The sequence below is a fragment of the Micromonospora antibiotica genome, assembly GCF_017599305.1.
Classification (GTDB): Bacteria; Actinomycetota; Actinomycetes; order Mycobacteriales; family Micromonosporaceae; genus Micromonospora; species Micromonospora antibiotica.
Genome location: NZ_JAGFWR010000041.1, coordinates 1 through 22,524 on the forward strand (window position 1 = coordinate 1; position 22,524 = coordinate 22,524).

Consider the following 22,524-nt stretch of genomic DNA (forward strand, 5'->3'; position numbering starts at 1 on the left):
GGTTTTCAGGTTCTGCTTGGTCGCTGAACCATCTACCGGAGGCCTCACTCTTTTTCGATCTCCGACACGCGAAGATCCTCAAACCAGCTCAAGCCCCGGCACCGACTTCGACACAGGCCCTAGTAGTGCTTTGTTAGGTTCTGTGGCGTTTGTTGCGGTGTAAGGGTTTCACGGGTTGGTGGCAGGTGAGGCAGGCGCCGGTCCAGGTCCCGAGGAGCCGTTGCAGCTCGCGGATGACCGTGTAGAGGGTCAGGCCGGCGCAGCCGCTTTTGGGTCCAGGCGCAGTTCGGTGATGAACAGGTGTGCGGCGGTGGCCAGGGTGACGTGGCGGTGCCAGCCGATGAAGGAGCGGCCTTCGAAGTGGTCCAGGCCAAGGCCGGTCTTTAGTTCGCGGTAGTCGTGTTCAATGCGCCAGCGGATCTTGCCGTAGCGGATCAGGTCCGCGTGGCTGGTGGTGGCGGGCAGGCTGGACAGCCAGTACTTGACCGGTTCGGGCTGGTCGTCGGGCCATTGGGCGATCAGCCACCGCTCGGGCAGGGTGCCGTCGGTGTCGCGGGCGACGCGGTGCCCGGCCGGGCGTACCCGTAGGAAGATGAACTGAGAGTTCATCGTGCCCTTGGAGCCGTCCCGCCAGGTGATCGTCTCGACGTTGGCGCGTCCAGCGGCGCGGATGTGTTCGACGAGGCTGACCGCGGTTTTCGGGTAGCGCGGATCGGTGCGCGTCGGTGGGCGGCCCCGCCCGGACCAGACCCGCGCCACCGGCTGCACGTCTGATGTGTGGGCGAGGGCGTCGCCTTTGACCTGCATGATGTAGTCGATGGACCGCTCGTCCAGAGCGCTGCGGAACTGGCTGTTATCGCCGTAGCCGGCGTCGGCGGCCAGCAACGGTGGGCGTAGTCCATGCTCGGCCAGTTCATCGAGCATCTCCACCACCATCGACCACTTCGGCCGATGATGCTCATCGTCAGGTATCGCGCACCGGGCCCGGCGGGCGAGCACATCGGGGCGGTCAGCCTCGTCAACAGCCTGGTCGTCCCACGACGTCGGCAAGAACAGCCGCCAATCCAACGGGCACGACGCGGTGTCGGTGACCGCGTGGACACTGACCCCGATCTGGCAGTTCGCGACCTTGCCCAACGTCCCCGAGTACTGCCTGGCCACACCCGGCGAGCCTTTGCCGTCCTTCGGGAAGCCGGTGTCATCGACCACCCACGCCACCGGAGCGACCACGTCGACCGCCCGGCGGGCCAGCCGCATCCGCACCGCCCCGGTGTCCCACGTCGAGGCCGTCACGAACTGCTGCAACCCCTGATGATCCACCCCGAGCCGATCCGCCATCGGCTGCATCGACTTACGCCGCCCGTCCAACAACAGCCCCCGCAGATACGTCTCACCCTTGGCCCGCTGATCCGAACGCACCAAAGGGATGAACACATCCGCGGCGAACGCCTCAAGCCGTTGCCGCACAACCGAAAGCTCGTCAGGGGTCACCGCAACATCGAACTACCCACGCCACCCCAATCACCCCACGACACGCCGACCTAACAAAGCACTACTAGTGGTCGGGCCCCCGCTGCCGGCCGGGACATCGGCGGCCGGCCGGGTGCTTCCGCCGTCGTCGGCGGGCTCCCGTGCCCGGTGGTCACCCGACAGGTGGTCGGCGGTGGTCGATGCGTCGCCCACCGTTAACCTTGACCGCGATGGCCGTTGTGACTGAGCCCCCGCCCCCCGTCCCGTCCGGGTCCGTCGGCGCGTCCGCCGGTGGACGCCGCCGCGTGATCGCGATGTCCGTCTGGGCCGTCGCCTTCGTGGTGACCTGGCTGGCCATCGGCCTGCCCACCGACCCGGCGTACGCCTTCCTGTGGATCTGGGCCGGCACCGTCGCCTGGAACTGGGGCCGGCCCTGGCGCAGCCACCTGCGGTTCGCCCGGGACTGGATCCCGGTGGTGCTGCTGCTCGCCTTCTACAACCTCTCCCGGGGGTTCGCCGACAACGGCCGCACCCCGCACGCCTACGAGCTGATCGTCGCCGACCGGTTGATGTTCGGCTGGGCGACCGGGGGCGAGGTGCCCACGGTCTGGCTCCAGCAGCACCTCTACCGCCCCGACGTGCGCTGGTGGGACGTGGCGGTCAGCTGGGTCTACTTCTCCCACTTCGTGGTGACGCTGGCCGCCGCCGCGGTGCTCTGGCTGCGCAGCCGGGCGCGGTGGGCGGCGTACATGCGGCGGTGGGGTTTCCTCTGCGCGGCCGGCCTGGTGACCTACTTCGTCTATCCGGCCGCTCCGCCGTGGTGGGCGGCGCAGAACGGTCTGCTCACCGAGGTCGCCCGGATCTCCACCCGGGGGTGGAAGGAGTTCGGGATGCACGGCGCGGGCAACCTGCTCAACGCCGGGCAGATCGCCTCCAACCCGGTCGCCGCGATGCCGTCGCTGCACACCGCCTGGGCGTTGTTCGTGGTGTTGTTCTTCCTGCGCTCGACCCGGCGTCGCTGGTGGCCGCTGCTGCTGGCCTACCCGCTGGCGATGACCTTCACCCTGGTCTACAGCGGGGAGCACTACGTCATCGACGTCCTGGTGGGCTGGGCGTACGTGGGGATGACGTTCCTGGTCGTCGGGCTGGCCGAGCGGGCCTGGCGGGCCCGCCAGGCCCGTCGTGCCGGCCCCACCGCCGCGGCGTCACCCGACGACGCTGCGGTCGCCGTCACCCCGGCCGGGTCCGCCCGGCGCTGATCAGCGGGCGCGGCGGGCGGCGTGGCCCCGGGCGGTCAGCTCCGCGGCGAGCGCCCACGCCTGGGCCAGGTCCCGGTCGTACGCGGCGGCACCCGACCCACCGGCGGTGTCGACGTGCACGGTCGCCAGCCGCAACCGCCGCTGCGCCGGCCCCTGCACCACCCGCACGCTCTGGATGCGGGCGTACGGCACCAGCGCCAACTGCCGGGTGAGCAGACCGGACCGGACGGCGAACACCCGCTCGTGCAGCCCCGCGCCGAGCGCCCGGGCGCTGAGCGGGCGCAGCCAGCGGGCCCGCTGCGGTGGCGGGGTCAACGGCAGCGCGTCCAGCCGTACCCCGGGCAGCACCTCGTCGACGATCATCGTGCCGACGGCCAGGTCGCCGACGGGGAGCAGCCGGTCGGGCCGGTTGCGGTCGTCGGTCTCGCCGCCGGAGTAGCCGGCGACCTCCAGCCGCAGCCGCAGCCAGCCCTTCATCCGCCAGAGCAGCGGCCAGGTCACCACGACGGTCTGCACCCGTTCCAGCGGCACGGTCTGCATCCGGGTCTCCAGCAGCCCGTTGTGGATGCGCAGCCGGTCGGATTCGCGGGCCAGGCGGAAGCTCCAGTCGTCGAGGACCCGGCGGACCGGTTGCAGCAGCACGCCGGCCATCGCGGTGAGGGTGCTGGCGACCGCGATGAACGACCAGGAGCCCTCGGACAGGAACTGCGCCACCACGAAGGCCACCCCGACCGGGAGCAGGAACGCCTGGGGGGTGAGGAGTTGGCTGACCAGCAGGTCGGTGTTGCTCACCGCGTGCAGCGGCCGGCCCGCCGGCTCCCGCTCGGTCGGCGTGGTGGCGTCCACCTCCGGGTCGCCGGGCGTCGGCGGGACCGCCCCGGTGGTCTCCTGGTCCGGGGTGCCGGCGGCCACGGCGAGCAGCCGCTGCCGCAGCCGGGCCGCGTCGGCCACCGAGAGGTACGCCAGCGGCGCCTCGGTCTTACCGCCGCCGACCACCTCCAGGCGCAGCTCGGCCAGGCCGGTGAGTTGTGCCAGCAGCGGGCGAACCACTTCCACGGCCTGTAGGCGTTCCAGCGGGATCGCCCGGGTGCGCCGCCACAGCAGGCCCTCGTGCACCCGCAGTTCCCGCCCGACGATGTGGTAACCGGTGTTGTACCAGCTGACCACCGCCAGCACGGTCGCGCCCAGGGCGAGTACCGCCACCAGCACGGCGAACCAGCCGAAGCCGACCCGGGACAGGGTCGACCAGGACAGGCCGGCGATCACCACGAACAGGGACTTCGCCCCCTGCAACACCGGGCTCAGGGGGTGCAGCCGTTGCCGGGGCGGCGCATCGGCGGCCGTCGCGCCCGGACCGGTCGGCCCCGGCTGGTCGGCATCCGGACCGGTGGCGGGTCCCGCCGGCGCGGGGGACTCGGAACGGTCCGGGACGGTCGCCACCTGCGGGGCGGCGACCCCGCCCGGCATGGGCGGGCCCGACGGCACCGCTGGGCCCGACGGTGCCGCTGGGTTCGACGGCACCGCTCGGTGCGATGGTGAATGGTCCGACGGTGCCGGTGGGCCGGATGGTGAACGGTCGGACGGTGCCGGTGGGTCAGACGGTGCGGGCCTGGTGGGCGTCGGGTCGGCGGGACGGGCCGCGCCGGGGCCGGGGTGGCCGTCGGTCACAGCCCCTCCGCCCGGTCCTCACCGAGGGCGGTGAGCCGGTCGCGCAGCCGGGACGCCTCGGCCGGCCGCAGGCCGGGCACCCGGGCGTCGGTGGCCGCCGCGGCGGTGTGCAACTGCACGGTGGCCAGGTCGAAGGCGCGTTCCAGGGGGCCGGCGCTGACGTCGACGAACTGCATCCGCGAGTACGGCACGATGGACAACCGGCGGACCAGCAACCCGTGCCGGACCAGCAGGTCGTCGTCGCGTTCGGCGTACCCCCAGGCGTGTACGCCCCGGACGATCGTCACCGCCCGCCAGCCGCCGCCGAGCAGCACCACGGCGCAGCCCGCGCCGAACAGCCAGTGCCCCTGCAGCGCCCAGCCCACCGCCAGCCCGACCAGCAGCACCGCCAGGCCCAGTGCCAGGCGGAGCAGTTCGACCCAGATCAGGTCGGTCGAGATCGGCTGCCAGCGGACGGTGTCCGGCCAGGGTTCCAGGGCGCTCACCGGGGACTGGGGTGGCTCGGCAGCGTTCACGCTTCGAGGGTATGCGATGTGGGGAGCGCGGCGACCTCCCGGAGGAACCCCCGGGCGTCGAGAAAGTCGCCGAGACTGCCCCGGTGGGCCGGGCAGGCGAGCCAGGTCTTGCGCCGGTCGGGGGTGTGCAGTCGGGGATTGTTCCAGCGCAACGCCCAGCTGGCGGGCGCGCGACACCCCCGCGACGAACAGACGGGGGCCTCGTCGGCGGGGGTGGGATCGGTCACCAGGGAAGTGTAGGCACGCCTGGACCGGAGGTTTGAGCGCCGGGCGGCCACGGGGGGAGCCGCCCGGCGACGGGGTGAATCGTACACGCGGCAGACCCCTTCGTGTCCACCCTCGTTCAGCGATTCGGTGATCGGGACGGCGTGGCGGAAATCGGGTTCTCCCCACCTCGGCTCTCAGCCGGGCATGCGAGTCTTGTTACCGCACCACGCCACGACGACCGATCATGCTGTGGAGGACCGGTGGCCCAGCCGACCACGCCCGACGCCCCGACCCCGAACGGGACGGCCCCCGAGACACCTGCGGCGGTGACCACTCCCGCCCAGGACGCCACCCTGCTGGAGCGGGCGCTGTTCGAGATCAAACGGGTGATCGTCGGGCAGGACCGGATGGTGGAGCGGATGTTCGTGGCGCTCCTGGCCCGGGGGCACTGCCTGCTGGAGGGTGTGCCGGGGGTGGCCAAGACCCTCGCGGTGGAGACCCTGGCCCGGGTGGTGGGTGGGGAGTTCGCCCGGGTGCAGTTCACCCCGGACCTGGTGCCGGCCGACATCATGGGCACCCGGATCTACCGGCAGTCGAGTGAGAAGTTCGACGTCGAGCTGGGCCCGGTCTTCGTCAACTTCCTGCTCGCCGACGAGATCAACCGGGCCCCGGCCAAGGTGCAGTCGGCACTGCTGGAGGTGATGAGCGAACGGCAGGTCTCCATCGGCGGCCAGACCCACCGGGTGCCCGACCCGTTCCTGGTGATGGCCACCCAGAATCCGATCGAGCAGGAGGGTGTCTATCCGTTGCCGGAGGCGCAGCGGGACCGCTTCCTGATGAAGATCGTCGTCGGGTACCCCACCGACGCCGAGGAGCGGGAGATCGTCTACCGGATGGGGGTCGCCGCGCCCGTGCCGGCGCAGGTCTTCACCGCCGACGACCTGCTCGCCCTGCAACGCAAGGCCGACCAGGTCTTCGTGCACAACGCGTTGGTCGACTACGCCGTCCGGCTGGTGCTGGCCACCCGCAGTCCCGCCGAGCACGGGATGCCCGACGTGGCCCGGCTGATCCAGTACGGGGCCAGCCCGCGCGCCTCGCTCGGCCTGATCCGGGCCACCCGGGCGCTGGCACTGCTGCGCGGCCGGGACTACGCGTTGCCGCAGGACGTCCAGGACATCGCGCCGGACATCCTGCGCCACCGGCTGGTGCTCAGCTATGACGCGCTGGCCGACGACGTGCCCGCCGACCACGTGGTGCACCGGGTGATGTCGACCATCCCGATGCCCTCGGTGGCGCCCCGTCAGCAGGCGTCCGCGCCGCCGCCGGTCAGCGGCCCGCCGGCCGCCGGCTGGCCCGGGCAGCGCCCGTGACCGCACCGGTACGCCCGGCCGACGCCGGTGGGGAGCGCAACGAGGCGGTGCTGTCCCGGCTGCAACTGCTGGTGACCCGCAAACTCGACGGACTGCTTGAGGGCGACTACGCGGGTCTGCTGCCGGGGCCGGGCAGCGAGGCGGGGGAGTCGCGCGAGTACCGCCCCGGCGACGACGTACGCCGGATGGACTGGCCGGTGACCGCCCGGACCACCACCCCGCACGTGCGGCGTACGGTGGCCGACCGGGAGCTGGAGACGTGGCTGGCGGTGGATCTGTCGGCGAGCCTGGACTTCGGCACCGGCCGGTGGCTCAAGCGGGACGTGGTGGTCGCCGCGACGGCCGCGCTGACCCACCTGACCGTGCGTGGCGGCAACCGGATCGGCGCGGTGATCGGCACCGGGGTCCCGCCGCCGGCCCCGCCCACCCGTCGGTGGCGCTCCGCCCCACCACCGGAGCCCACCGGGCCGGGGACGCTGACCCGGGTGCCGGCCCGCTCCGGCCGGCGGGAGGCGCAGGCGTTGCTGCGCGCGGTGGCGCACACCCCGCTGCGTCCCGGGCGCGGTGACCTGGGGGCGCTGATCGACCTGCTCAACCGGCCGCCGCGCCGCCGGGGCCTGGCCGTGGTGATCTCGGACTTCCTCGCACCGCCCGCGCAGTGGGGCCGGCCGATGCGTAAGCTGCGGGTCCGGCACGACGTGCTGGCCATCGAGGTGGTCGACCCGCGCGAGCTGGAGTTGCCCGACGTGGGGGTGCTGCCGGTGGTGGACCCGGAGACCGGGGAGCTGCACGAGGTGCAGACCGCCGATCCGCGGCTGCGCCGCCGTTACGCCGAGGCGGCCGCCGCCCAGCGCGGCGCGATCGCCACCGAGCTGCGCGCCGCCGGTGCCGGGCACCTGGTGTTGCGTACCGACCGAGACTGGCTGCTGGACATGGTGCGATTCGTGGCCGCCCAGCGGCACGCCCGCACCCGGGGGACGACGCGATGATCCGTTTCATGCAACCGTGGTGGCTGCTGACGCTGGTGCCGGTGCTGGCCCTGGCCGCGGCCTACGTCTGGCGGCAGCGCCACCGCCGGGCGTACGCGATGCGGTTCACCAACGTGGACCTGCTGCGGACCCTCGCGCCGAAGGGGTTGGGGTGGCGGCGGCACGTGGCGGCGACCGTGCTGCTGCTGGCGATGGTGGCGCTGGCCACCGGGATGGCCCGGCCGGCGATCGACACCCGGGAGCCGTTGGAGCGGGCCACCGTGATGCTCGCCATCGACGTGTCGCTGTCCATGCAGGCCGACGACGTGTCGCCGAGCCGGTTGGAGGCCGCGCAGGAGGCGGCGAAGCAGTTCGTCGGTGAGTTGCCGGCCAGCTACAACCTGGGGTTGGTCTCCTTCGCCAAGGCGGCGAACGTGCTGGTGGCCCCCACCAAGGACCGGGCGGTGGTGACGGCGGCGATCGACGGGCTGACCCTGGCCGAGGCGACCGCCACCGGTGAGGCGGTCTTCACCTGCCTGGAGGCGATCCGGTCGGTGCCGGCCGACGGTGCGGCCGGCATTCCGCCGGCCCGGATCGTGCTGCTCTCCGACGGGTTCCGCACCTCGGGCCGGTCGGTGGAGGAGGCCGCGGCGGCGGCGCAGGCGGCGAACGTGCCGGTGTCCACCATCGCGTTCGGCACCGACTCGGGGCAGGTCGACATCGGTGGTCAGTTGCAGCGGGTGCCGGTGGACCGGCTGGCGCTGGCCCAGCTCGCCGAGACCACCGAGGGTTACTTCTACGAGGCGGCCTCGGTGGCCGAGCTGAAGCAGGTCTACCAGGACATGGGCTCGTCGATCGGGTTCCGCACCGAGCCCCGCGAGATCACCCAGTGGTACGCGGGGACGGCGTTGCTGCTGGTGCTCTGCGCGGGCGGGCTGAGCCTGCTGTGGACGTCCCGCATGCTGTGAGGCGTCCCGGATGTTGTGACGCCCGGCTGGACGTCCCGGATGTTGTGACGCCCGGCTGGACGTCGGGGGTGTGGTGCGGCGGTTGGCGGACGTCCCGGGGTGCGGTGACCCGGTCCGGGGTGTCCCGCCGGGGTGTGCGGGTCGGCGCGACGGCCGGTGGTGGTCAGTGACCGCCGCCGGCCAGCACGAACACGACGGCCACCCAGACGGCGGCGAGGGTGAAGCTCAGCGGGGCGACGTAGCGGCTCATGAACGGCTCCGGTGGCGACGGGGCGGTCCGCGGGGGCGGGGCGGACCGCAAAGGGTTGAACGGGGCGCACACGCGAAGTCGTGACCGGGCTGCTCCACCGGGGCGTCCCGACGCGGGACGGCACCACCGACCGGTCTGTGGCCGGGGCCGCAGACGGGAGGTGCGGGGAGCGGGAGCTGGGTCAGCTCGACCGACTGAGTCGTGGCTCAGCGGGGCTGACGGAGGGCCCGGCCACGACTGGGAGGATCGCTATCTCGCACAGCGATCACCTCCTGCGGTCGGCGGGCCGGAAACGCGAGTCGCATTCGGCTCGCGGACGACGATGATCGTACAACGGGGACTGCGCGAACGCGTACTCGGTCGGCCGCCGGTGGCGGACCGTTAGCGGTTACCTGTCGGTAACGCCTAGGCTCCGACCGGAATGATCAGTGGAAACGAGGGGGGACAGTGGCCCGTACCGTGCTGGTGACCGGCGGCAACCGGGGAATCGGACTGGCCATCGCGCAGTCCTTCGCCAAGCAGGGCGACCGGGTGGCGGTCACCCACCGCAGCGGCGACGCGCCGGAGGGACTCTTCGGGGTCCGGTGCGACGTCACCGACTCGGCCTCCGTCGACGCCGCCTTCGCCGCGGTCGAGGCCGAGCTCGGCCCGGTCGAGGTGCTGGTCGCCAACGCCGGCATCACCGACGACACGCTGCTGATGCGGATGTCCGAGGAGCAGTTCACCGGGGTACTCGACACCAACCTGACCGGTGCCTTCCGGTGCGCCAAGCGGGCCTCGTCCAAGATGCTCCGGGCCAAGTGGGGCCGGATGATCTTCATCTCGTCGGTGATCGGCCTCTACGGCGGCGCCGGCCAGGTCAACTACGCCGCCAGCAAGGCCGGCCTGGTGGGGGTGGCCCGCTCGATCACCCGGGAACTGGGCAGCCGCAACATCACCGCGAACGTGGTCGCCCCGGGCTTCATCGACACCGAGATGACGGCCAAGCTGCCCGAGGAGCGCCGCACCGAGTACCGCAAGGTCATCCCGGCCGGGCGGTTCGCCGCGCCGGACGAGGTCGCCGGGGTGGTCACCTGGCTCGCCTCGGACGCCGCCGGCTACATCTCCGGTGCCGTCATCCCGGTCGACGGCGGCCTCGGCATGGGTCACTGAGAACGTACGGAGGAAGCCAACACATGTCAGGACTGCTCGCCGGTAAGCGGCTGCTGGTCACCGGCGTCATCACCGACGCCTCGATCGCCTTCTCGGTGGCGAAACTCGCCCAGGACAACGGCGCCCAGGTCGTGCTCACCGGCTACGGCCGGCTCTCGCTGGTCGAGCGGATCGCCCGCCGGCTGCCCCAGCCGGCACCGATCATCGAGCTGGACGTGACCAGCCCGGAGCAGCTCGCCGGCCTGGCCGACCGGGTACGCGAGCACGTCGACGGACTCGACGGGGTGGTCCACTCGATCGGCTTCGCCCCGCAGAGCTGCCTCGGTGGCGGCTTCCTCGACGCCTCCTGGGAGGACGTGGCGACCGCGCTGCACGTCTCCACGTACTCCTACAAGTCGCTGGCCATGGCGGCGCTGCCGCTGATGTCGCCGGGCGGCTCGGTGGTCGGGCTCACCTTCGACGCGACCAAGGCCTGGCCGGTCTACGACTGGATGGGCGTGGCCAAGGCCGGGTTGGAGTCCACCTCCCGCTACCTCGCCGTGCACCTGGGCAAGCAGGGCATCCGCAGCAACCTGGTCGCGGCCGGGCCGCTGCGCACCATGGCCGCGAAGTCCATCCCCGGCTTCGAGCAGTTCGAGCAGGCGTGGACCGAGCGCGCCCCGCTGGGCTGGAGCCTCACCGACCAGGAGCCGGCCGCCCGCGCCTGCCTGGCCCTGCTGTCGGACTGGTTCCCGGCCACCACCGGCGAGATCGTCCACGTCGACGGCGGCTACCACGCCGTCGGCGCCTGAACCGCCCGCAGGGGCCCCGGACCGGGGCCCCTGCGGCACGCCCGCGACCAGGGGGCGTCGTCGGGCCGTCTTCGGGCGCGGGGGAGAATGACCCCATGTCGTACGACGCATTGGTGCTGGTCTCCTTCGGTGGCCCGGAGCGGCCCGAGGACGTGCTGCCCTTCCTGGAGAACGTGACCCGGGGGCGGGGGGTGCCGCCCGAGCGGCTGGCCGAGGTCGCCGAGCACTACCTGCACTTCGGCGGGGTCTCCCCGATCAACCAGCAGTGCCGCGAACTGCTCGCCGCGATCCGGGCGGACCTCGCCGCGCACGACGTCGACCTGCCGGTCTACTGGGGCAACCGGAACTGGGACCCGATGCTCGCCGACACCGTGGCGCAGATGCGTGACGACGGGATCGCCCGGGCGCTGGCGTTCGTCACCAGCGCGTACGGCGGCTACTCGTCGTGCCGGCAGTACCAGGAGGACATCGCCGCCGCGCGGGCCGCCGTCGGCCCGGACGCCCCGGTGATCGACAAGCTGCGGCAGTTCTGGGACCACCCGGGCTTCGTCGAGCCGCACGCCGACGCGGTGCGCTCGGCGCTGGCCCAGCTCGACCCGGCCCGGCGGGACACCACCCGGCTGGTCTTCACCGCGCACTCCATCCCCACCTCGGCGGCGGCCACCGCCGGCCCGCACGGCGGCCGGTACACCGCGCAGCTGGCGGAGACCGCCCGGCTGGTGCACGCCGCCGCCGCACCCGACCTGCCCTACGACCTGGTCTGGCAGAGCCGTTCCGGCCCGCCCCAGGTGCCGTGGCTGGAGCCGGACGTCAACGACCACCTGACCGCCCTCGCCGGGCAGGGGGTGACCGGGGTGGTGGTCAGCCCGATCGGGTTCGTCTCCGACCACCTGGAGGTGGTCTGGGACCTCGACACCGAGGCGTTGGAGACGGCCAAGCAGCTCGGTCTGGACCTCGTCCGGGCGGGCACCCCCGGCACCGACCCGAGGTTCGTTTCGATGGTGCGCGAACTGGTGGCCGAACGCACCACGCCCGACGGCCCGGCGACCCGCCGTCGCCTCGGTGAGCTGCCGATGTGGGACAGCTGCCCGACCCCGTGCTGCGTGCCGGCCGCCCGCCGCCCCTGATGCCGACGACCCACCCTCCCCGACACCCCCTTGGGACGACAGATGCTTGACCGCAAACCGGTGCAGAGCTGGCTCACCGACATGGACGGCGTGCTGGTGCACGAGGGCCAGCCGGTGCCCGGCGCCCCCGAGTTCGTCAACCGGCTCCGGTCCTCCGGCAAGCCCTTCCTGGTGCTCACCAACAACTCCATCTACACCCCGCGCGACCTCCAGGCCCGGCTCACCCGGATGGGCTTCGAGGTGCCCGAGGAGGCGATCTGGACGGCGGCGCTGGCCACCGCCCAGTTCCTCGCCGACCAGCGGCCGGGCGGCACCGCGTACGTGATCGGCGAGGCGGGGCTGACCACCGCGCTGCACGCCGTCGGTTACGTGCTGACCGACTTCGCCCCGGACTACGTGGTGCTGGGGGAGACCCGCACCTACAGCTTCGAGGCGATCACCAAGGCGGTCCGGCTGATCAACGACGGGGCCCGGTTCATCTGCACCAACCCGGACGTCACCGGCCCGTCGGTGGAGGGTGCGCTACCCGCCGCCGGGTCGGTCGCCGCGATGATCTCGAAGGCGACCGGGGTGGAGCCGTACTTCGTCGGCAAGCCCAACCCGATGATGATGCGTTCGGCGTTGAACACCATCAACGCCCACTCGGAGAGCACCGCGATGATCGGCGACCGGATGGACACCGACATCCTGTGCGGCCTGGAGGCGGGGCTGGAGACGATCCTGGTGCTCACCGGGATCAGCACCCGGGCCGAGACGGAACGCTACCCGTACCGGCCGTCGCGCATCGTCGACTCGGTGCTGGACCTGATCGACGAGATCTGAGCCGTACCGTTCCGGCGCGATCCGGTCCGGGTGCGGGCAGCGTCCCGGCCGGCGGGCATGGCGGCCCGGCTCGGCGTGCGGCGCGGCGCGGGCGGCCCGGTGTGCGGTGCGGGCGGCGTGGCGCGGTGTGCGCGGCGGGTGCGGTCAGGGGCGCAGCGGGGCGTTGCAGGCGGCGACCAGCGCCTGCCTACAGGCGGTGGTGAGCGGGCGCAGGGCGGCGTCGCGCTGCTGGGCCTCGTGGTTGTTGATCGCTCCGCCGGGCGCGCTCTCCCCGGCCAGCGCGAGGACCCGGTCGAGGACGGCGGCGCGGGCGAACAGCCGCCGGGAGCGTGGGTCGAACCCGGGCGGCAGGTCGGTGGCACCGTCCGGGCGGCGCAGCGCGGCGAGCGCCCCGGCCAGCTCGGGCCGCCACTGGGCCACGTCGAGGCGGGTCAGCGCGGCGGTGGACTCGGCCAGCGCGGTGGCCAGTTCCGCCTCCGCCTCGGCCGCTCCGGGTGCGGTCAGCGACGCCTTCGGCGCGTCGGCCGGCAGCGGGTAGACCCGCCACAGCACCGTCTCCCAGGTCATCCCGGAGCCGGAGGTGTGGGTGCGCACCTCGGGGATCAGCCCGAGCCCACCGGCCACCACGGCCTCCCCGGCCAGCAGCGCGGCCCCGGCGAAGTCGCCCGGACCGGGCAGCCCCCGCGGGTCGCCCGGTGCCGGCAGCACCAGGCGGATCTCGTCGGGGGAGAGCTTGGCCAACGTCGGCAGGGCGTCGCGCAGCGGCACGTCCCGCCAGGTGCCCGGCGCGTCGGCGACCAGGTGCTCCTCGTCACCGGCGACCGACTCGGCCACCTCGTCGAAGGGCACCAGGCCGGCCCGCCAGGCGCGTACCCAGGCCACGAAACGGCTCGACCGGCGCGCGGCGAGGGTGGCCGCGCCCGTTGCGGGGGAGGACATGCCGAAAGGGTACGTGCTCCCCGCCGCCCCTGTCTCGACTGCCGGATCGTGGGTCCCACGGCCCACCCACCGGCGCAGGTGGCGCGGCCCGCACGGACGGCACGTCGGCCCGGGCGGTTGGCGCAGCGGCCCGCGCGGACGGCGGATCGGGCACGGCGGGGGCACGCCGGTCCGCGCGGACGGCGGGTCGGCCGGGCGGGTCGGGCTCGGTGGACGGCGGGTCGGCCGGGGCGCGTCGGGCTCGGCGGGCGGCGCGTCGGTCCGGGTGGGCGGCACGTCGGACGGGCGCGTCGGGAGGTGCCGGAGCGCGCCGGAGGTTAGCGTGATCGACATGGCGGGGCGATACGGCGAGGACGTGCTGGCGGGCGACTGGCGGCGACGGAAGGTCACCCCCGAGGTCGACGCCGAGGTGGATCTCGTGGTGGAGGACGCCGACTCCGGGTTCTGCGGCGCGGTGGTGGGGTTCGAGTCGGGGGCGGTGGTGCTGGAGGACCGGCACGGCCGGCGGCGCGTCTTCCCGCTGCTGCCCGCCGCGTTCCTGCTCGACGGGGCACCGGTGACCCTGCGCCGGCCGGTACGCCCCGTGGTGCCTGCCGCCCGCCGCCGCACCGCCTCCGGATCGATCGCCGTGGACGACGTCCGGGCGCGGGTGGCCAAGGCCAGCCGGATCTGGGTCGAGGGCGTGCACGACGCCGCCCTGGTGGAGCGGATCTGGGGCGACGACCTGCGGGTCGAGGGCGTGGTGGTGGAGCCGTTGGACGGCATCGACGCCCTCGACGCCGAGGTACGCGACTTCGCCCCCGGCCCCGGCCGCCGGTTGGGGGTGCTCGTCGACCACCTGGTGCCCGGCTCCAAGGAGAGCCGGATCGTGGCCCGGGTGGACTCCCCGCACGTGCTGGTCACCGGGCACCCGTACGTCGACGTGTGGCAGGCGGTCAAGCCGGCCGCGCTGGGCATCCGGGCCTGGCCGGTGGTGCCGCCGGGCCGGCCGTGGAAGGAGGGCGTCTGTGCGGCCCTCGGGGTGGCCGAGCCGGCCGACATGTGGCGACGCATCCTGTCCCGGGTGGACAGTTTCGCCGACGTGGAGACGCCGCTGATCAACGCGATGGAACGCCTGATCGACTTCGTCACCGAACCCGGCTGAGCCGCACCGACCGCCGGATCGGGCAGACGGCCGACCGGTCGGGCAGACCGGTCAGGGCTCCTGGTCTGGGGTGCGGGTGAAGACGAAGGTGCCGATGTCCAGGCCCACCGCCCGCCCGTCCGGGTCGCGGAGCACGGCGAGGACCTCGCTGTCCTCCTCGCCGGAGCGGCCCCGCCAGCGGTCCGGTCCGGTCCGGGTGAACCGTAGCGTCGGCTCGCCGGGCCGGCCGGCCCACAGCTCGCCGGCCGGGTCGGCCCGGACCTCGTACTCGATGCCCATCCACCACCAGCGGCCGGTCAGCTCGGCCAGTTCCGCCGGGGGTGGGGCGGCGGCCGGCCGCCAGGGCGTGACCGGCGTCGGTTCGGCGTCCAGGACCAGGGTGAGCAGTTGCCGGGACAGCCCGCCGATGTGGCCGGTGCGGAACCCGTACGAGTTGGCGTAGCCGACCACGGCGGTCCGGCTGGGCCGGTGCACGGTCAGCGCGGCGACGTAGCCGGGCATCGAGCCGCCGTGGCCCACGTACACCCGGTCGCCCTCGCGGTACAGCTCCAGGCCCAGGCCGTGGCCGCCACGCCAGGAGTCCAGGTCGCTGAGGATGACCGGGGTGCACATCTCGGTGAGGGTGTCGGCGGCCAGCACCTCGGGGTCGGGGTCGGCGAGGAACGCCGCCCAGCGGGCGAGGTCGGTGACGGTCGACCAGAGTTGCCCGGCGGGGGCCATCGCCCCGGTGTCGGTGCGCGGCTCCTCCCGCAGGGTGTCGTGCCACGGGTGCACCACGTAGCCCGGGGCGTACGGCGCGGTGGGGTGGTAGGTGGTGCGCCGTAGGCCCAGCGGGTCGAGGATCCGGGTGCTCAGCAGTTGCGCCCAGGGCGTCCCGGTGACCCGTTCCAGCACCCCGCCGAGCAGCCCGTACGCCAGGTTGGAGTAGTGGTAGCCGCGCCAGGCGGGGTAGCCGACCTTGTCCGTGGTCACGCCGGCGACCAGGGTGGCCAGGTCGGTGCCCTCGGTCCGCTCCCACCACGGGCCGTCGGGTTCGCGGTGCAGGCCGCTGGCGTGACCGAGGAGTTGGCGCAGGGTGAGCCCGCCGACGGCGGTGCCCGGCAGGTGCCGCTCCAGCGGGTCGTCGAGGGTGAGCCGGCCGGCGTCCCGTTCCCCCAGCAGCAGCGTCGCGGTCATCGTCTTGGTGATCGAGCCCACCCGGTACTGGAGGTCGGGGTCCGGGCGCGGGTGGTCGCCGGCGGCGGCCAGGTGCACCAGGGCCCCGTCCCGTACGACGCCCAGCGCCAACGACGGCGTACGCCCGGTGGCCTGGGCCTGTGCCACGAGGGTGTCGATCCGGCGGACGGTCTCGGCGAGCAGGGTCACGATCGGCTCCTTGGCGGCGGTCGGAACGGGCCTGAACTGAGCTTACTGATCACCAGGAGTGGGTGGATTCGCGTGGACGTGTCACGATCGGGGGGTGGACGCCGTGGTGTGGATCGTGCTGGGTGTGCTGTTGGCCGTCGCCGAGATCTTCACGACGACGCTGTTTTTGATCATGTTCGCGGTGGGCGCGTTCGCCGCCGCCGGGGCCGCCGCGCTGGGTGCGCCCGTCGCCGTGCAGGCGGTGGTTTTCGCCGTGGTGTCGGCGTTGACGGTGGCGCTCGCCCGGCCGACGATCCGCCGGCACATGCGGCCGTCGGTGGACAGCGGCGAGCAGCCGTTCGGGGTGGAGGCGCTGGAGGGCGCCACCGCGCTGGTGATCGAGCAGGTCGGTGCCGACCAGGGCATGGTGAAGATCGACGGCGAGTTGTGGACGGCGCGTCCGTACGACGCGACGCAGACTTTCGAGCCCGGTGCGCGGGTGCAGGTGATAAAGGTCCGGGGCGCCACCGCCCTGGTGTGGCAGGACGACATTTCCTCCCCCGGCGAGCTGCCGGAAGCGAAAAGGTGACGGTATGGAATTTCTAGCGGTCCTGTTGGTGGCCGTAGCGTTGATCATGGTGGTGACGCTGGCGAAGGCGGTACGCATCGTGCCGCAGCAGCGTCAGGACGTGGTGGAGCGGCTCGGCAAGTACAAGCGCACCCTGAACCCGGGCCTGAACCTGCTGGTCCCGTTCGTCGACGCGGTGCGTACCAAGGTCGACATGCGTGAGCAGGTGGTGAGCTTCCCGCCGCAGCCGGTGATCACCTCCGACAACCTGGTGGTGTCGATCGACACCGTCCTCTACTACAAGGTGGTGGACGCGGTCCGGGCCACCTACGAGATCGCCAACTTCATCCAGGCGATCGAGCAGCTGACCGTCACGACGCTGCGTAACGTGATCGGTTCGCTGGACCTGGAGCGGGCCCTGACCAGCCGCGAGGAGATCAACCGGCACCTCTCCGGGGTGCTCGACGAGACCACCGGCCGGTGGGGCATCAAGGTGACCCGGGTGGAGATCAAGGCGATCGAGCCGCCGGCGAGCATCCGCGACTCGATGGAGAAGCAGATGCGCGCCGAGCGGGACCGCCGGGCGGCGATCCTCACCGCCGAGGGGCACAAGCAGTCGCAGATCCTCACCGCCGAGGGTGAGAAGCAGTCCGCGGTGCTGCGCGCCGACGGTGACCGGCAGGCCCGGATCCTGCAGGCCGAGGGTCAGGCCAAGGCGATCCGGACCGTCTTCGACGCGATCCACACCGCCAACCCGAGCCAGAAGGTGCTGGCCTACCAATACCTGCAGGCGCTGCCGCAGATCGCCAACGGCACGGCCAACAAGGTCTGGATCATCCCGACCGAGCTGACCAAGGCCCTGGAGGGCATGGGCGGCGCGCTGGGCGGGCTGAGCCGGATGGTCGGCGACGAACCGGCCCCGGAGGCGAAGCACAGCGCGGGCGAGGTCGAGCGGGAGGCCGCCGAGGCGGCCCAGGCGGCGGCCAGCGCCGCCCAGCAGATCCACGACGAGGTACGCGTCGCCGAGGCGCAGGCCACCGGCGGCAACGTGCCGAAGAGGCTGCCGGCGCCCGAGCCGGTCTCCCCGGCCAGCCTGGTCAGCGACCCGGCCGACCAGCGCGAACGGGCCTGACCCCGTCGCCGCCCACCCCGGCGGCAAATGTGAGAAACGCTCATCCGGCGCCCCGGTGCCTGCCACGATCGGTCCTGAGGGACGGGTGGTGGTCAGGCACCGGGGCGCCGGACGCGTTCCGGCCGGCCCGCCGCCAGCAGCCGGGTGGCGCGTCCCGTGCCGCCCGTCGGGAGGGCGGACGGGGGCGCGTGCCGGTCACCCGTCGGAGCAGAGGGGTGTCGCCGCGCGTACCGCCCGTCGGAGTAGACGGGTGTCGCCGCGCGTGCCGCCCGTCGGAGCAGACGAGGTGAGCCATGAAGGAACCCGCGCAGCGCTTGTTCTCCCGTACCCCGGTTGCCGGCGCACACGACCCGGCGGGTCCGCTGGGCACCCGGCGCACCGGCGGCGGCTTCGGGGTGCTGCCCTTCGTCGGTGACCCCGGCCCGTCAGCGCCGGCCACCGACGCCAGTTGGGCCTGGTCGCTGCGCCGGCTCGCCCGCGCGGCGGTCTGGCTGCTGCCCGCCTACGCGGTCCTCTACGGGGCGGTGGCGATGGCCAGCGACGGCGCGGTCGGCAACGACCCGTACCCGGCCGACGGCCGCCCCCTCTACCTGCTCGGCTGGGTCGCCGCCATCTGGCTGGGTCTGCTCGCCCTGCTCGCGCTCACCGGTCTGCTCGCGGCCACCCGCAGCCGGCGGGCGGCGGTGGCCGGCCTGCTGGTGGGCATCGGTGGCACGGTGCTGATGCTGCCCTTCGCCGGCCTGACCGAGCAGACCCCGGTCTTCGGCACCACCGCCCGGACGTTGGTGCTGGTCGGGGCCACCTGCTACAGCGCGGGGTGGCTGCTCACCGGCTGGGCGGTGGCCCGTTCCGGGGCATTCGCCATCGGTGACGGGGCGATGCTGATGATCGCCGCCCCGCTGCTCGGCCTGGGCGGCGCGCTGGTCGGCTCGCTGCCGACCTTCGGCGCGATCTTCGTGCTGATCTCGGGTGTCGGTATCGGCTACCGCTCCGGCCGCCTCCTCCCGGCCGCCATCGCCCACGACGCCGCCACCGCCAGCGTCACCACCCCCACCCCACCCACCCCCGGCCCCCAAGGCCCCCTCCCCGCCGCCTAACCCCGCCCCCGCCCCGCTCCCCGCTCCCTCCCCCCGCCCCTCCCCGCCTCGGGTCGCCTCGGGTCGGCTCGGGTCGGTGATCAAGAAGTTTGCGTCAGGAATTCGGCCGGAGAGCGCGCAAAGCTCTTGATCACCGAGCCGCCGGGACGGAGGGGACGGAGGGGATGAACGGGATGGAGGGGGGATGCGGGGACGGGAGGGGGACGGGGCGGGGAAGTCGCTGGCAGATTACGGTGAGTTACCTGACAATCCGCTGGCGGAGTGGGCTGCTACCCGGTGCGGTGGCAATGCTTGCGTCCATGTCCTCACCCCGGACGCCGCTGACGCGGCTGCTCACCGTGCTGCTCGCCGGCCTGCTGGCCGGTCTGGTCCTCGCAGTCGCCGCGCTCCCGGGCAACCTGCTCGCCGGCATCGCCACCAAGGCGGTCCTGGGGGCGTTCGACGACCTGCCGGCGGCGCTGCGCACCCCGGCCACCCCGCAGCGCTCCTACCTCTACGCCAACGACGGTAAGACGCTGCTCACCACGTTCTACGACGTCAACCGCACCGACGTGCCGCTGGCCGAGATCGCCCCGACACTGCGGCAGGCGATCGTCGCCGCCGAGGACCGCCGCTTCTACTCCCACGGCGGGGCCGACCTGCGCGGCATGGCCCGCGCCCTGGTCGCCAACGTCACCGGCGGCGGCACCGCCCAGGGCGGCTCCACGCTGACCATGCAGTACGTGCGCAACGTGCTCAAGACCGACCCCACGGCCACCGCCGAGCAACGGCAGGCGGCCACCGAGCAGACCGTCGGGCGCAAGCTCCAGGAGATCCGGTACGCCACCGAGCTGGAGAAGACCCTCAGCAAGGACGAGATCCTCAACCGCTACCTCAACATCGCCTACTTCGGCTCCGGGGCGTACGGGGTCGCCGCCGCCAGCCAGCGCTACTTCGGCAAGGCACCCGCCGACCTGACCCTGGCCGAGTCGGCGTTGCTCGCCGGACTGGTCCAGTCGCCCGACGCGTACAGCCCGATCGACGGTGACCAGGACGCGGCCCTGAACCGACGCGGGTACGTCCTCGACTCGATGGTCGCCACCGGCGCGATCACCGCCGCCCAGGCCGACGCGGCCCGCGCCGAGAAGCTGACCCTGCACCCCACGGCCCAGCCCAACGGCTGCACCGCCACGGCCAGCGCCGACGCCGGATTCTTCTGCGACTACCTGCGCCGCTGGTGGTTGGAGCAACCCGCCTTCGGTGCGACCGCCCAGGAGCGGGAGCAGTCGCTGCGCCGGGGCGGCTACACCGTGGTCACCTCGCTCGACCCCGACGTGCAGGCCACCGCCGTCGCCGAGGCACGCAAGGTCTACCCCGCCGACGACGCCCGCGCCCTGCCGATCGCCGCCGTCGAGCCCGGCACCGGCCGGGTGCTCGCCCTGGCCGTCAACCGGGAGTACGGCGTGGGCGACGGCCAGACCGTCAACCCGCTGGTCTCCGGCGGCGGCAGCATCGCCGGCTACCAGGCCGGCTCCACGTTCAAGCTGTTCACCATGCTGGCCGCGCTGGAGAACGGTCGTACCCTGTCCACCGGGTTCGACTCGCCGAGCCGGCTGACCACCCGGTTCCCCGCCGAGGGGGAGGCGTCCTGTGACGGCCGGTGGTGCCCGGCCAACGCCAACCCGGCGCGGATGGACGGCTACCGGATGATGTGGGACGGCTTCGGCCGCTCGGTGAACACCTACTTCGTCTGGCTGGAGGAGCAGGTCGGCCCGGCCAAGGTGGTGGAGATGGCCCAGCGCCTCGGGATCACCTTCCGGGCGCCGGCCGACGCCGACCTCGCCGCGCACGACGCCGACGACTGGGGGGCGTTCACCCTCGGGGTGTCCGCCACCACCCCGCTCGACCTGGCCAACGCCTACGCGACAGTGGCCGCCGAGGGGACGTACTGCGCGCCGACCCCGGTGGTCTCGGTGACCGCCCCGGACGGCACGACCGTGCCGGTCGGGCAGCCGGCCTGCAAGCAGGTGCTGACGCCGGACGTGGCCCGCGCCGCCACCGACGCGGCCCGCTGCCCGGTCGGCCAGCAGTCGGCGTACGGGCAGTGCAACGGCAGCACCGCCGGTGGGGTGGACCGGATCGTCGGTCGCCCGGTGGCCGGCAAGACCGGCAGCTCGGAGCAGAACGCCACCGAGACCTTCGTCGGTTTCACCCCGCAGGTCGCGGTCGCCGGCATCGCCGCCAACCCCGACGACCCCAGCGACGCGGTCGGCGCGGCGGTGCAGGGTGAGGTGATCACGGCGGTCGCCCGGACCATCCGTACCGCAGTGGACGGCCAGCAGGTCCGCGACTTCACCGCCCCCAGCCGGGAACTCGTCGGCAACCCGCAACGTCCGACGCCCCGGCCGTCCCCCAGCGCGCCGCAACCGGACGAGGGCTTCCCGTCGGACCTGCTGCGCTGGTTGCAGAACCGTCGGGGCTGAGCCGGGGTTCGTGCGGGTGCCAGTCGGCCGGTACGCCCGGGTCGCGCAGCCGGGGTTCGTGCGTGGCACCGAGGTGCAAGATCACGCTCGATCCATGTTCGAGTGGCCTCGCGAGCGCTTGGATGCCACTGGAACATGGATCGAGCGTGATCTTCGGCGGCAGCGGCGAGGAGCAACCGGCTGGACCACCATCCGGGCACGGGGACCAGGGTGTCGGCTGTGCTGCCATCGGGCGGGGCCGGGGGTTGGCCGTGCTGCCACCGGGGTTGTCCGGCGGGGTGCCGGTGACGGCTTACCAGGGTGTCCGGCGGGGTGCCGGCTATCGCGTTGTCCGGCACAGTGCCGGTGACGGCTTACCGGGTTGCCCGGCACGGTGGCGGTTACGGCTTACTTACCGGGCTGTCCCGGCGGGTGCCGGTGACGGTTACCCGCCTGCCGGTCACCGTGGCGACCGCCCGGTCGAGGGCGGCGGCCACCGTCGCCGGGGCGGCGTTGCCGTCGATCAGGGTGAAGCTGCCGAACTCCGGTAGCGCCCGGTAACCGGCGTCGAGCGCGGTCAGGTGGGCCAACTCCTCGGTGTCGATGCCCCGCTCCAGCACCCGTCGCTGGGCCAGCTCCGGCCGGACGGCCAGGAAACAGACCAGGTCCGGCCGGGGAAAGAGGGCGTACGCGGCGCGGACCAGCCCGACACCCCGGTCGCCACGGGCTCGCATGATCACGTACTGGCACCAGGTCCAGCGGTCCATCACCCCGACCCGCCCGGTCAACCGGGTGACCGCCACCGCACGGGCCAGCGCCACCCACCGTACCGTCGCCTCCAGCACCGGGTAGGCACGCCGTCCGAACAGATGCACGCCGTCGCGACGGCCCACCGCCCGCGCCAGCCGGTTCCACAGCGGCCGTCCACCGGCATTCTCGAGGTAGGTCGCGGGTATCCCCGCCTCGTTCAGCCGCCCTACCAGCCCTCTGGCCTGGGTCGACTTTCCTGACCCGTCCGTCCCCACCATCGCGACAACCACCCCACGCCCCATCCCCCGCACCCTAACCACCCCACCACCCCCGAACCCCACCCAACCCAAACCCAACCTGTCCCGGCTCACCCCGGCCCGGCTTGGCCCGGTGATCAAGAGGTTCAGGTCAGGAATGGAGCGGCGGTTTCTAGGCTTCAGTGCAACTGATCTTGGGTTGGGTTGGAGGTCCTGGTGGCGAAGCCGGGTGTGTTGACGTTCGGGCATCGGCAGGTGTTGGAGCATCTGTGGGCTTCGGGTCGG

21 protein-coding genes are annotated in these 22,524 nt (G+C 73.1%); 13 read left to right on the forward strand and 8 right to left on the reverse strand.

What is annotated here, in order from left to right:
• Positions 1-249: 249 nt before the first annotated feature.
• Complete coding sequence (locus JQN83_RS31940; RefSeq protein ID WP_208570874.1) at positions 250-1,491, reverse strand: IS701 family transposase; 1,242 nt, start codon at positions 1,489-1,491, stop codon at positions 250-252.
• 209 nt (positions 1,492-1,700) lie between these two features.
• Here JQN83_RS31940 and JQN83_RS31945 point away from each other — a divergent pair, with 209 nt between their 5' ends.
• Positions 1,701-2,729 carry a phosphatase PAP2 family protein gene (locus JQN83_RS31945; RefSeq protein WP_208570875.1) on the forward strand — a complete coding sequence of 343 codons (1,029 nt, stop codon included), beginning with the start codon at positions 1,701-1,703 and terminating at the stop codon, positions 2,727-2,729.
• Here JQN83_RS31945 and JQN83_RS31950 read toward each other — a convergent pair whose 3' ends face one another.
• The 3 genes from JQN83_RS31950 to JQN83_RS31960 form a co-directional block, all read right to left on the reverse strand.
• Positions 2,730-4,196 carry a PH domain-containing protein gene (locus JQN83_RS31950; RefSeq protein ID WP_208570876.1) on the reverse strand — a complete coding sequence of 489 codons (1,467 nt, stop codon included), beginning with the start codon at positions 4,194-4,196 and terminating at the stop codon, positions 2,730-2,732.
• Positions 4,197-4,393: 197 nt separating this feature from the next.
• On the reverse strand, positions 4,394-4,912 hold the full coding sequence (locus JQN83_RS31955) for a PH domain-containing protein (RefSeq protein ID WP_307800004.1): 519 nt from the start codon (positions 4,910-4,912) through the stop codon (positions 4,394-4,396).
• Positions 4,909-5,139: a hypothetical protein gene (locus JQN83_RS31960; protein WP_208570877.1), complete on the reverse strand. Its 231-nt coding sequence runs from the start codon at positions 5,137-5,139 to the stop codon at positions 4,909-4,911. Before JQN83_RS31960 ends, JQN83_RS31955 begins: the two co-directional genes overlap by 4 nt.
• A gap of 240 nt (positions 5,140-5,379) precedes the next feature.
• On the opposite strand from JQN83_RS31960, the gene JQN83_RS31965 reads away from it, so the two are divergent.
• From JQN83_RS31965 to JQN83_RS31975, 3 genes are read left to right on the forward strand one after another with little or no spacing between them, the layout of a single operon-like run.
• The gene (locus JQN83_RS31965; protein WP_208570878.1) at positions 5,380-6,489 is read left to right on the forward strand and encodes an AAA family ATPase; all 1,110 of its coding nucleotides are present in this window, start codon (positions 5,380-5,382) and stop codon (positions 6,487-6,489) included.
• Positions 6,468-7,478: a DUF58 domain-containing protein gene (locus tag JQN83_RS31970; RefSeq protein WP_208570892.1), complete on the forward strand. Its 1,011-nt coding sequence runs from the start codon at positions 6,468-6,470 to the stop codon at positions 7,476-7,478. Before JQN83_RS31965 ends, JQN83_RS31970 begins: the two co-directional genes overlap by 22 nt.
• Positions 7,475-8,425 (forward strand): VWA domain-containing protein, encoded by a 951-nt coding sequence (locus JQN83_RS31975; RefSeq protein WP_208570879.1) that lies wholly within the window; start codon positions 7,475-7,477, stop codon positions 8,423-8,425. Before JQN83_RS31970 ends, JQN83_RS31975 begins: the two co-directional genes overlap by 4 nt.
• A gap of 163 nt (positions 8,426-8,588) precedes the next feature.
• Here the strand turns inward: JQN83_RS31975 and JQN83_RS31980 are convergent, their stop codons facing one another.
• A complete protein-coding gene (locus JQN83_RS31980) occupies positions 8,589-8,747 on the reverse strand; it encodes a hypothetical protein (protein WP_208570893.1) in 159 nt (52 codons plus the stop codon).
• A 375-nt stretch (positions 8,748-9,122) separates the two neighbouring features.
• Here JQN83_RS31980 and fabG point away from each other — a divergent pair, with 375 nt between their 5' ends.
• The 4 genes from fabG (at position 9,123) to JQN83_RS32000 (ending at position 12,567) form a co-directional block, all read left to right on the forward strand.
• The gene (gene fabG, locus JQN83_RS31985; RefSeq protein WP_208570880.1) at positions 9,123-9,827 is read left to right on the forward strand and encodes a beta-ketoacyl-ACP reductase; all 705 of its coding nucleotides are present in this window, start codon (positions 9,123-9,125) and stop codon (positions 9,825-9,827) included.
• 23 nt (positions 9,828-9,850) lie between these two features.
• Positions 9,851-10,618, forward strand: a complete 768-nt coding sequence (fabI, locus tag JQN83_RS31990; RefSeq protein WP_208570881.1) for an enoyl-ACP reductase FabI — start codon at positions 9,851-9,853, stop codon at positions 10,616-10,618.
• Between the two features lie 95 nt (positions 10,619-10,713).
• A complete protein-coding gene (locus JQN83_RS31995; protein WP_208570882.1) occupies positions 10,714-11,745 on the forward strand; it encodes a ferrochelatase in 1,032 nt (343 codons plus the stop codon).
• Between the two features lie 42 nt (positions 11,746-11,787).
• Positions 11,788-12,567, forward strand: a complete 780-nt coding sequence (locus tag JQN83_RS32000; RefSeq protein WP_088645665.1) for an HAD-IIA family hydrolase — start codon at positions 11,788-11,790, stop codon at positions 12,565-12,567.
• A 144-nt stretch (positions 12,568-12,711) separates the two neighbouring features.
• Here the strand turns inward: JQN83_RS32000 and JQN83_RS32005 are convergent, their stop codons facing one another.
• Positions 12,712-13,506 carry an Rv1486c family protein gene (locus JQN83_RS32005; protein WP_208570883.1) on the reverse strand — a complete coding sequence of 265 codons (795 nt, stop codon included), beginning with the start codon at positions 13,504-13,506 and terminating at the stop codon, positions 12,712-12,714.
• Between the two features lie 331 nt (positions 13,507-13,837).
• Here JQN83_RS32005 and JQN83_RS32010 point away from each other — a divergent pair, with 331 nt between their 5' ends.
• Positions 13,838-14,650 (forward strand): DUF3097 domain-containing protein, encoded by an 813-nt coding sequence (locus JQN83_RS32010; protein ID WP_208570884.1) that lies wholly within the window; start codon positions 13,838-13,840, stop codon positions 14,648-14,650.
• Positions 14,651-14,701: 51 nt separating this feature from the next.
• Here the strand turns inward: JQN83_RS32010 and JQN83_RS32015 are convergent, their stop codons facing one another.
• The gene (locus tag JQN83_RS32015; RefSeq protein ID WP_208570885.1) at positions 14,702-16,015 is read right to left on the reverse strand and encodes a serine hydrolase domain-containing protein; all 1,314 of its coding nucleotides are present in this window, start codon (positions 16,013-16,015) and stop codon (positions 14,702-14,704) included.
• 94 nt (positions 16,016-16,109) lie between these two features.
• Between JQN83_RS32015 and JQN83_RS32020 the strand changes: the two genes are divergently transcribed.
• The 4 genes from JQN83_RS32020 to JQN83_RS32035 all read left to right on the forward strand — a co-directional run bounded on the left by JQN83_RS32020 (position 16,110) and on the right by JQN83_RS32035 (position 21,253).
• Positions 16,110-16,583, forward strand: coding sequence for an NfeD family protein (locus tag JQN83_RS32020; protein WP_208570886.1), 474 nt, complete (start codon positions 16,110-16,112; stop codon positions 16,581-16,583).
• Between the two features lie 4 nt (positions 16,584-16,587).
• A complete protein-coding gene (locus tag JQN83_RS32025) occupies positions 16,588-17,694 on the forward strand; it encodes an SPFH domain-containing protein (protein WP_208570887.1) in 1,107 nt (368 codons plus the stop codon).
• Positions 17,695-17,987: 293 nt separating this feature from the next.
• Entirely contained in the window at positions 17,988-18,791 is an 804-nt protein-coding gene (locus JQN83_RS32030) for a hypothetical protein (protein ID WP_208570888.1), read from the forward strand.
• A 233-nt stretch (positions 18,792-19,024) separates the two neighbouring features.
• Positions 19,025-21,253, forward strand: coding sequence for a transglycosylase domain-containing protein (locus JQN83_RS32035; protein ID WP_208570889.1), 2,229 nt, complete (start codon positions 19,025-19,027; stop codon positions 21,251-21,253).
• Between the two features lie 380 nt (positions 21,254-21,633).
• On the opposite strand, the gene JQN83_RS32040 is transcribed toward JQN83_RS32035, so the two are convergent.
• Complete coding sequence (locus JQN83_RS32040) at positions 21,634-22,284, reverse strand: dTMP kinase (protein WP_208570890.1); 651 nt, start codon at positions 22,282-22,284, stop codon at positions 21,634-21,636.
• Between the last annotated feature and the right edge of the window lie 240 nt (positions 22,285-22,524).

Excerpts from the sequence above, each read along its gene's own strand:
- JQN83_RS31945 (WP_208570875.1), top strand. The coding sequence starts at position 1,701 with ATGGCCGTTGTGACTGAGCCCCCGCCCCCCGTCCCGTCCGGGTCCGTC.
- JQN83_RS31950 (WP_208570876.1), bottom strand. The coding sequence starts at position 4,196 with ATGCCGGGCGGGGTCGCCGCCCCGCAGGTGGCGACCGTCCCGGACCGT.
- JQN83_RS31975 (WP_208570879.1), top strand. The coding sequence starts at position 7,475 with ATGATCCGTTTCATGCAACCGTGGTGGCTGCTGACGCTGGTGCCGGTG.
- fabI (WP_208570881.1), top strand. The coding sequence starts at position 9,851 with ATGTCAGGACTGCTCGCCGGTAAGCGGCTGCTGGTCACCGGCGTCATC.
- JQN83_RS31995 (WP_208570882.1), top strand. The coding sequence starts at position 10,714 with ATGTCGTACGACGCATTGGTGCTGGTCTCCTTCGGTGGCCCGGAGCGG.
- JQN83_RS32000 (WP_088645665.1), top strand. The coding sequence starts at position 11,788 with ATGCTTGACCGCAAACCGGTGCAGAGCTGGCTCACCGACATGGACGGC.
- JQN83_RS32005 (WP_208570883.1), bottom strand. The coding sequence starts at position 13,506 with ATGTCCTCCCCCGCAACGGGCGCGGCCACCCTCGCCGCGCGCCGGTCG.
- JQN83_RS32010 (WP_208570884.1), top strand. The coding sequence starts at position 13,838 with ATGGCGGGGCGATACGGCGAGGACGTGCTGGCGGGCGACTGGCGGCGA.
- JQN83_RS32025 (WP_208570887.1), top strand. The coding sequence starts at position 16,588 with ATGGAATTTCTAGCGGTCCTGTTGGTGGCCGTAGCGTTGATCATGGTG.
- JQN83_RS32030 (WP_208570888.1), top strand. The coding sequence starts at position 17,988 with ATGAAGGAACCCGCGCAGCGCTTGTTCTCCCGTACCCCGGTTGCCGGC.
- JQN83_RS32040 (WP_208570890.1), bottom strand. The coding sequence starts at position 22,284 with ATGGGGCGTGGGGTGGTTGTCGCGATGGTGGGGACGGACGGGTCAGGA.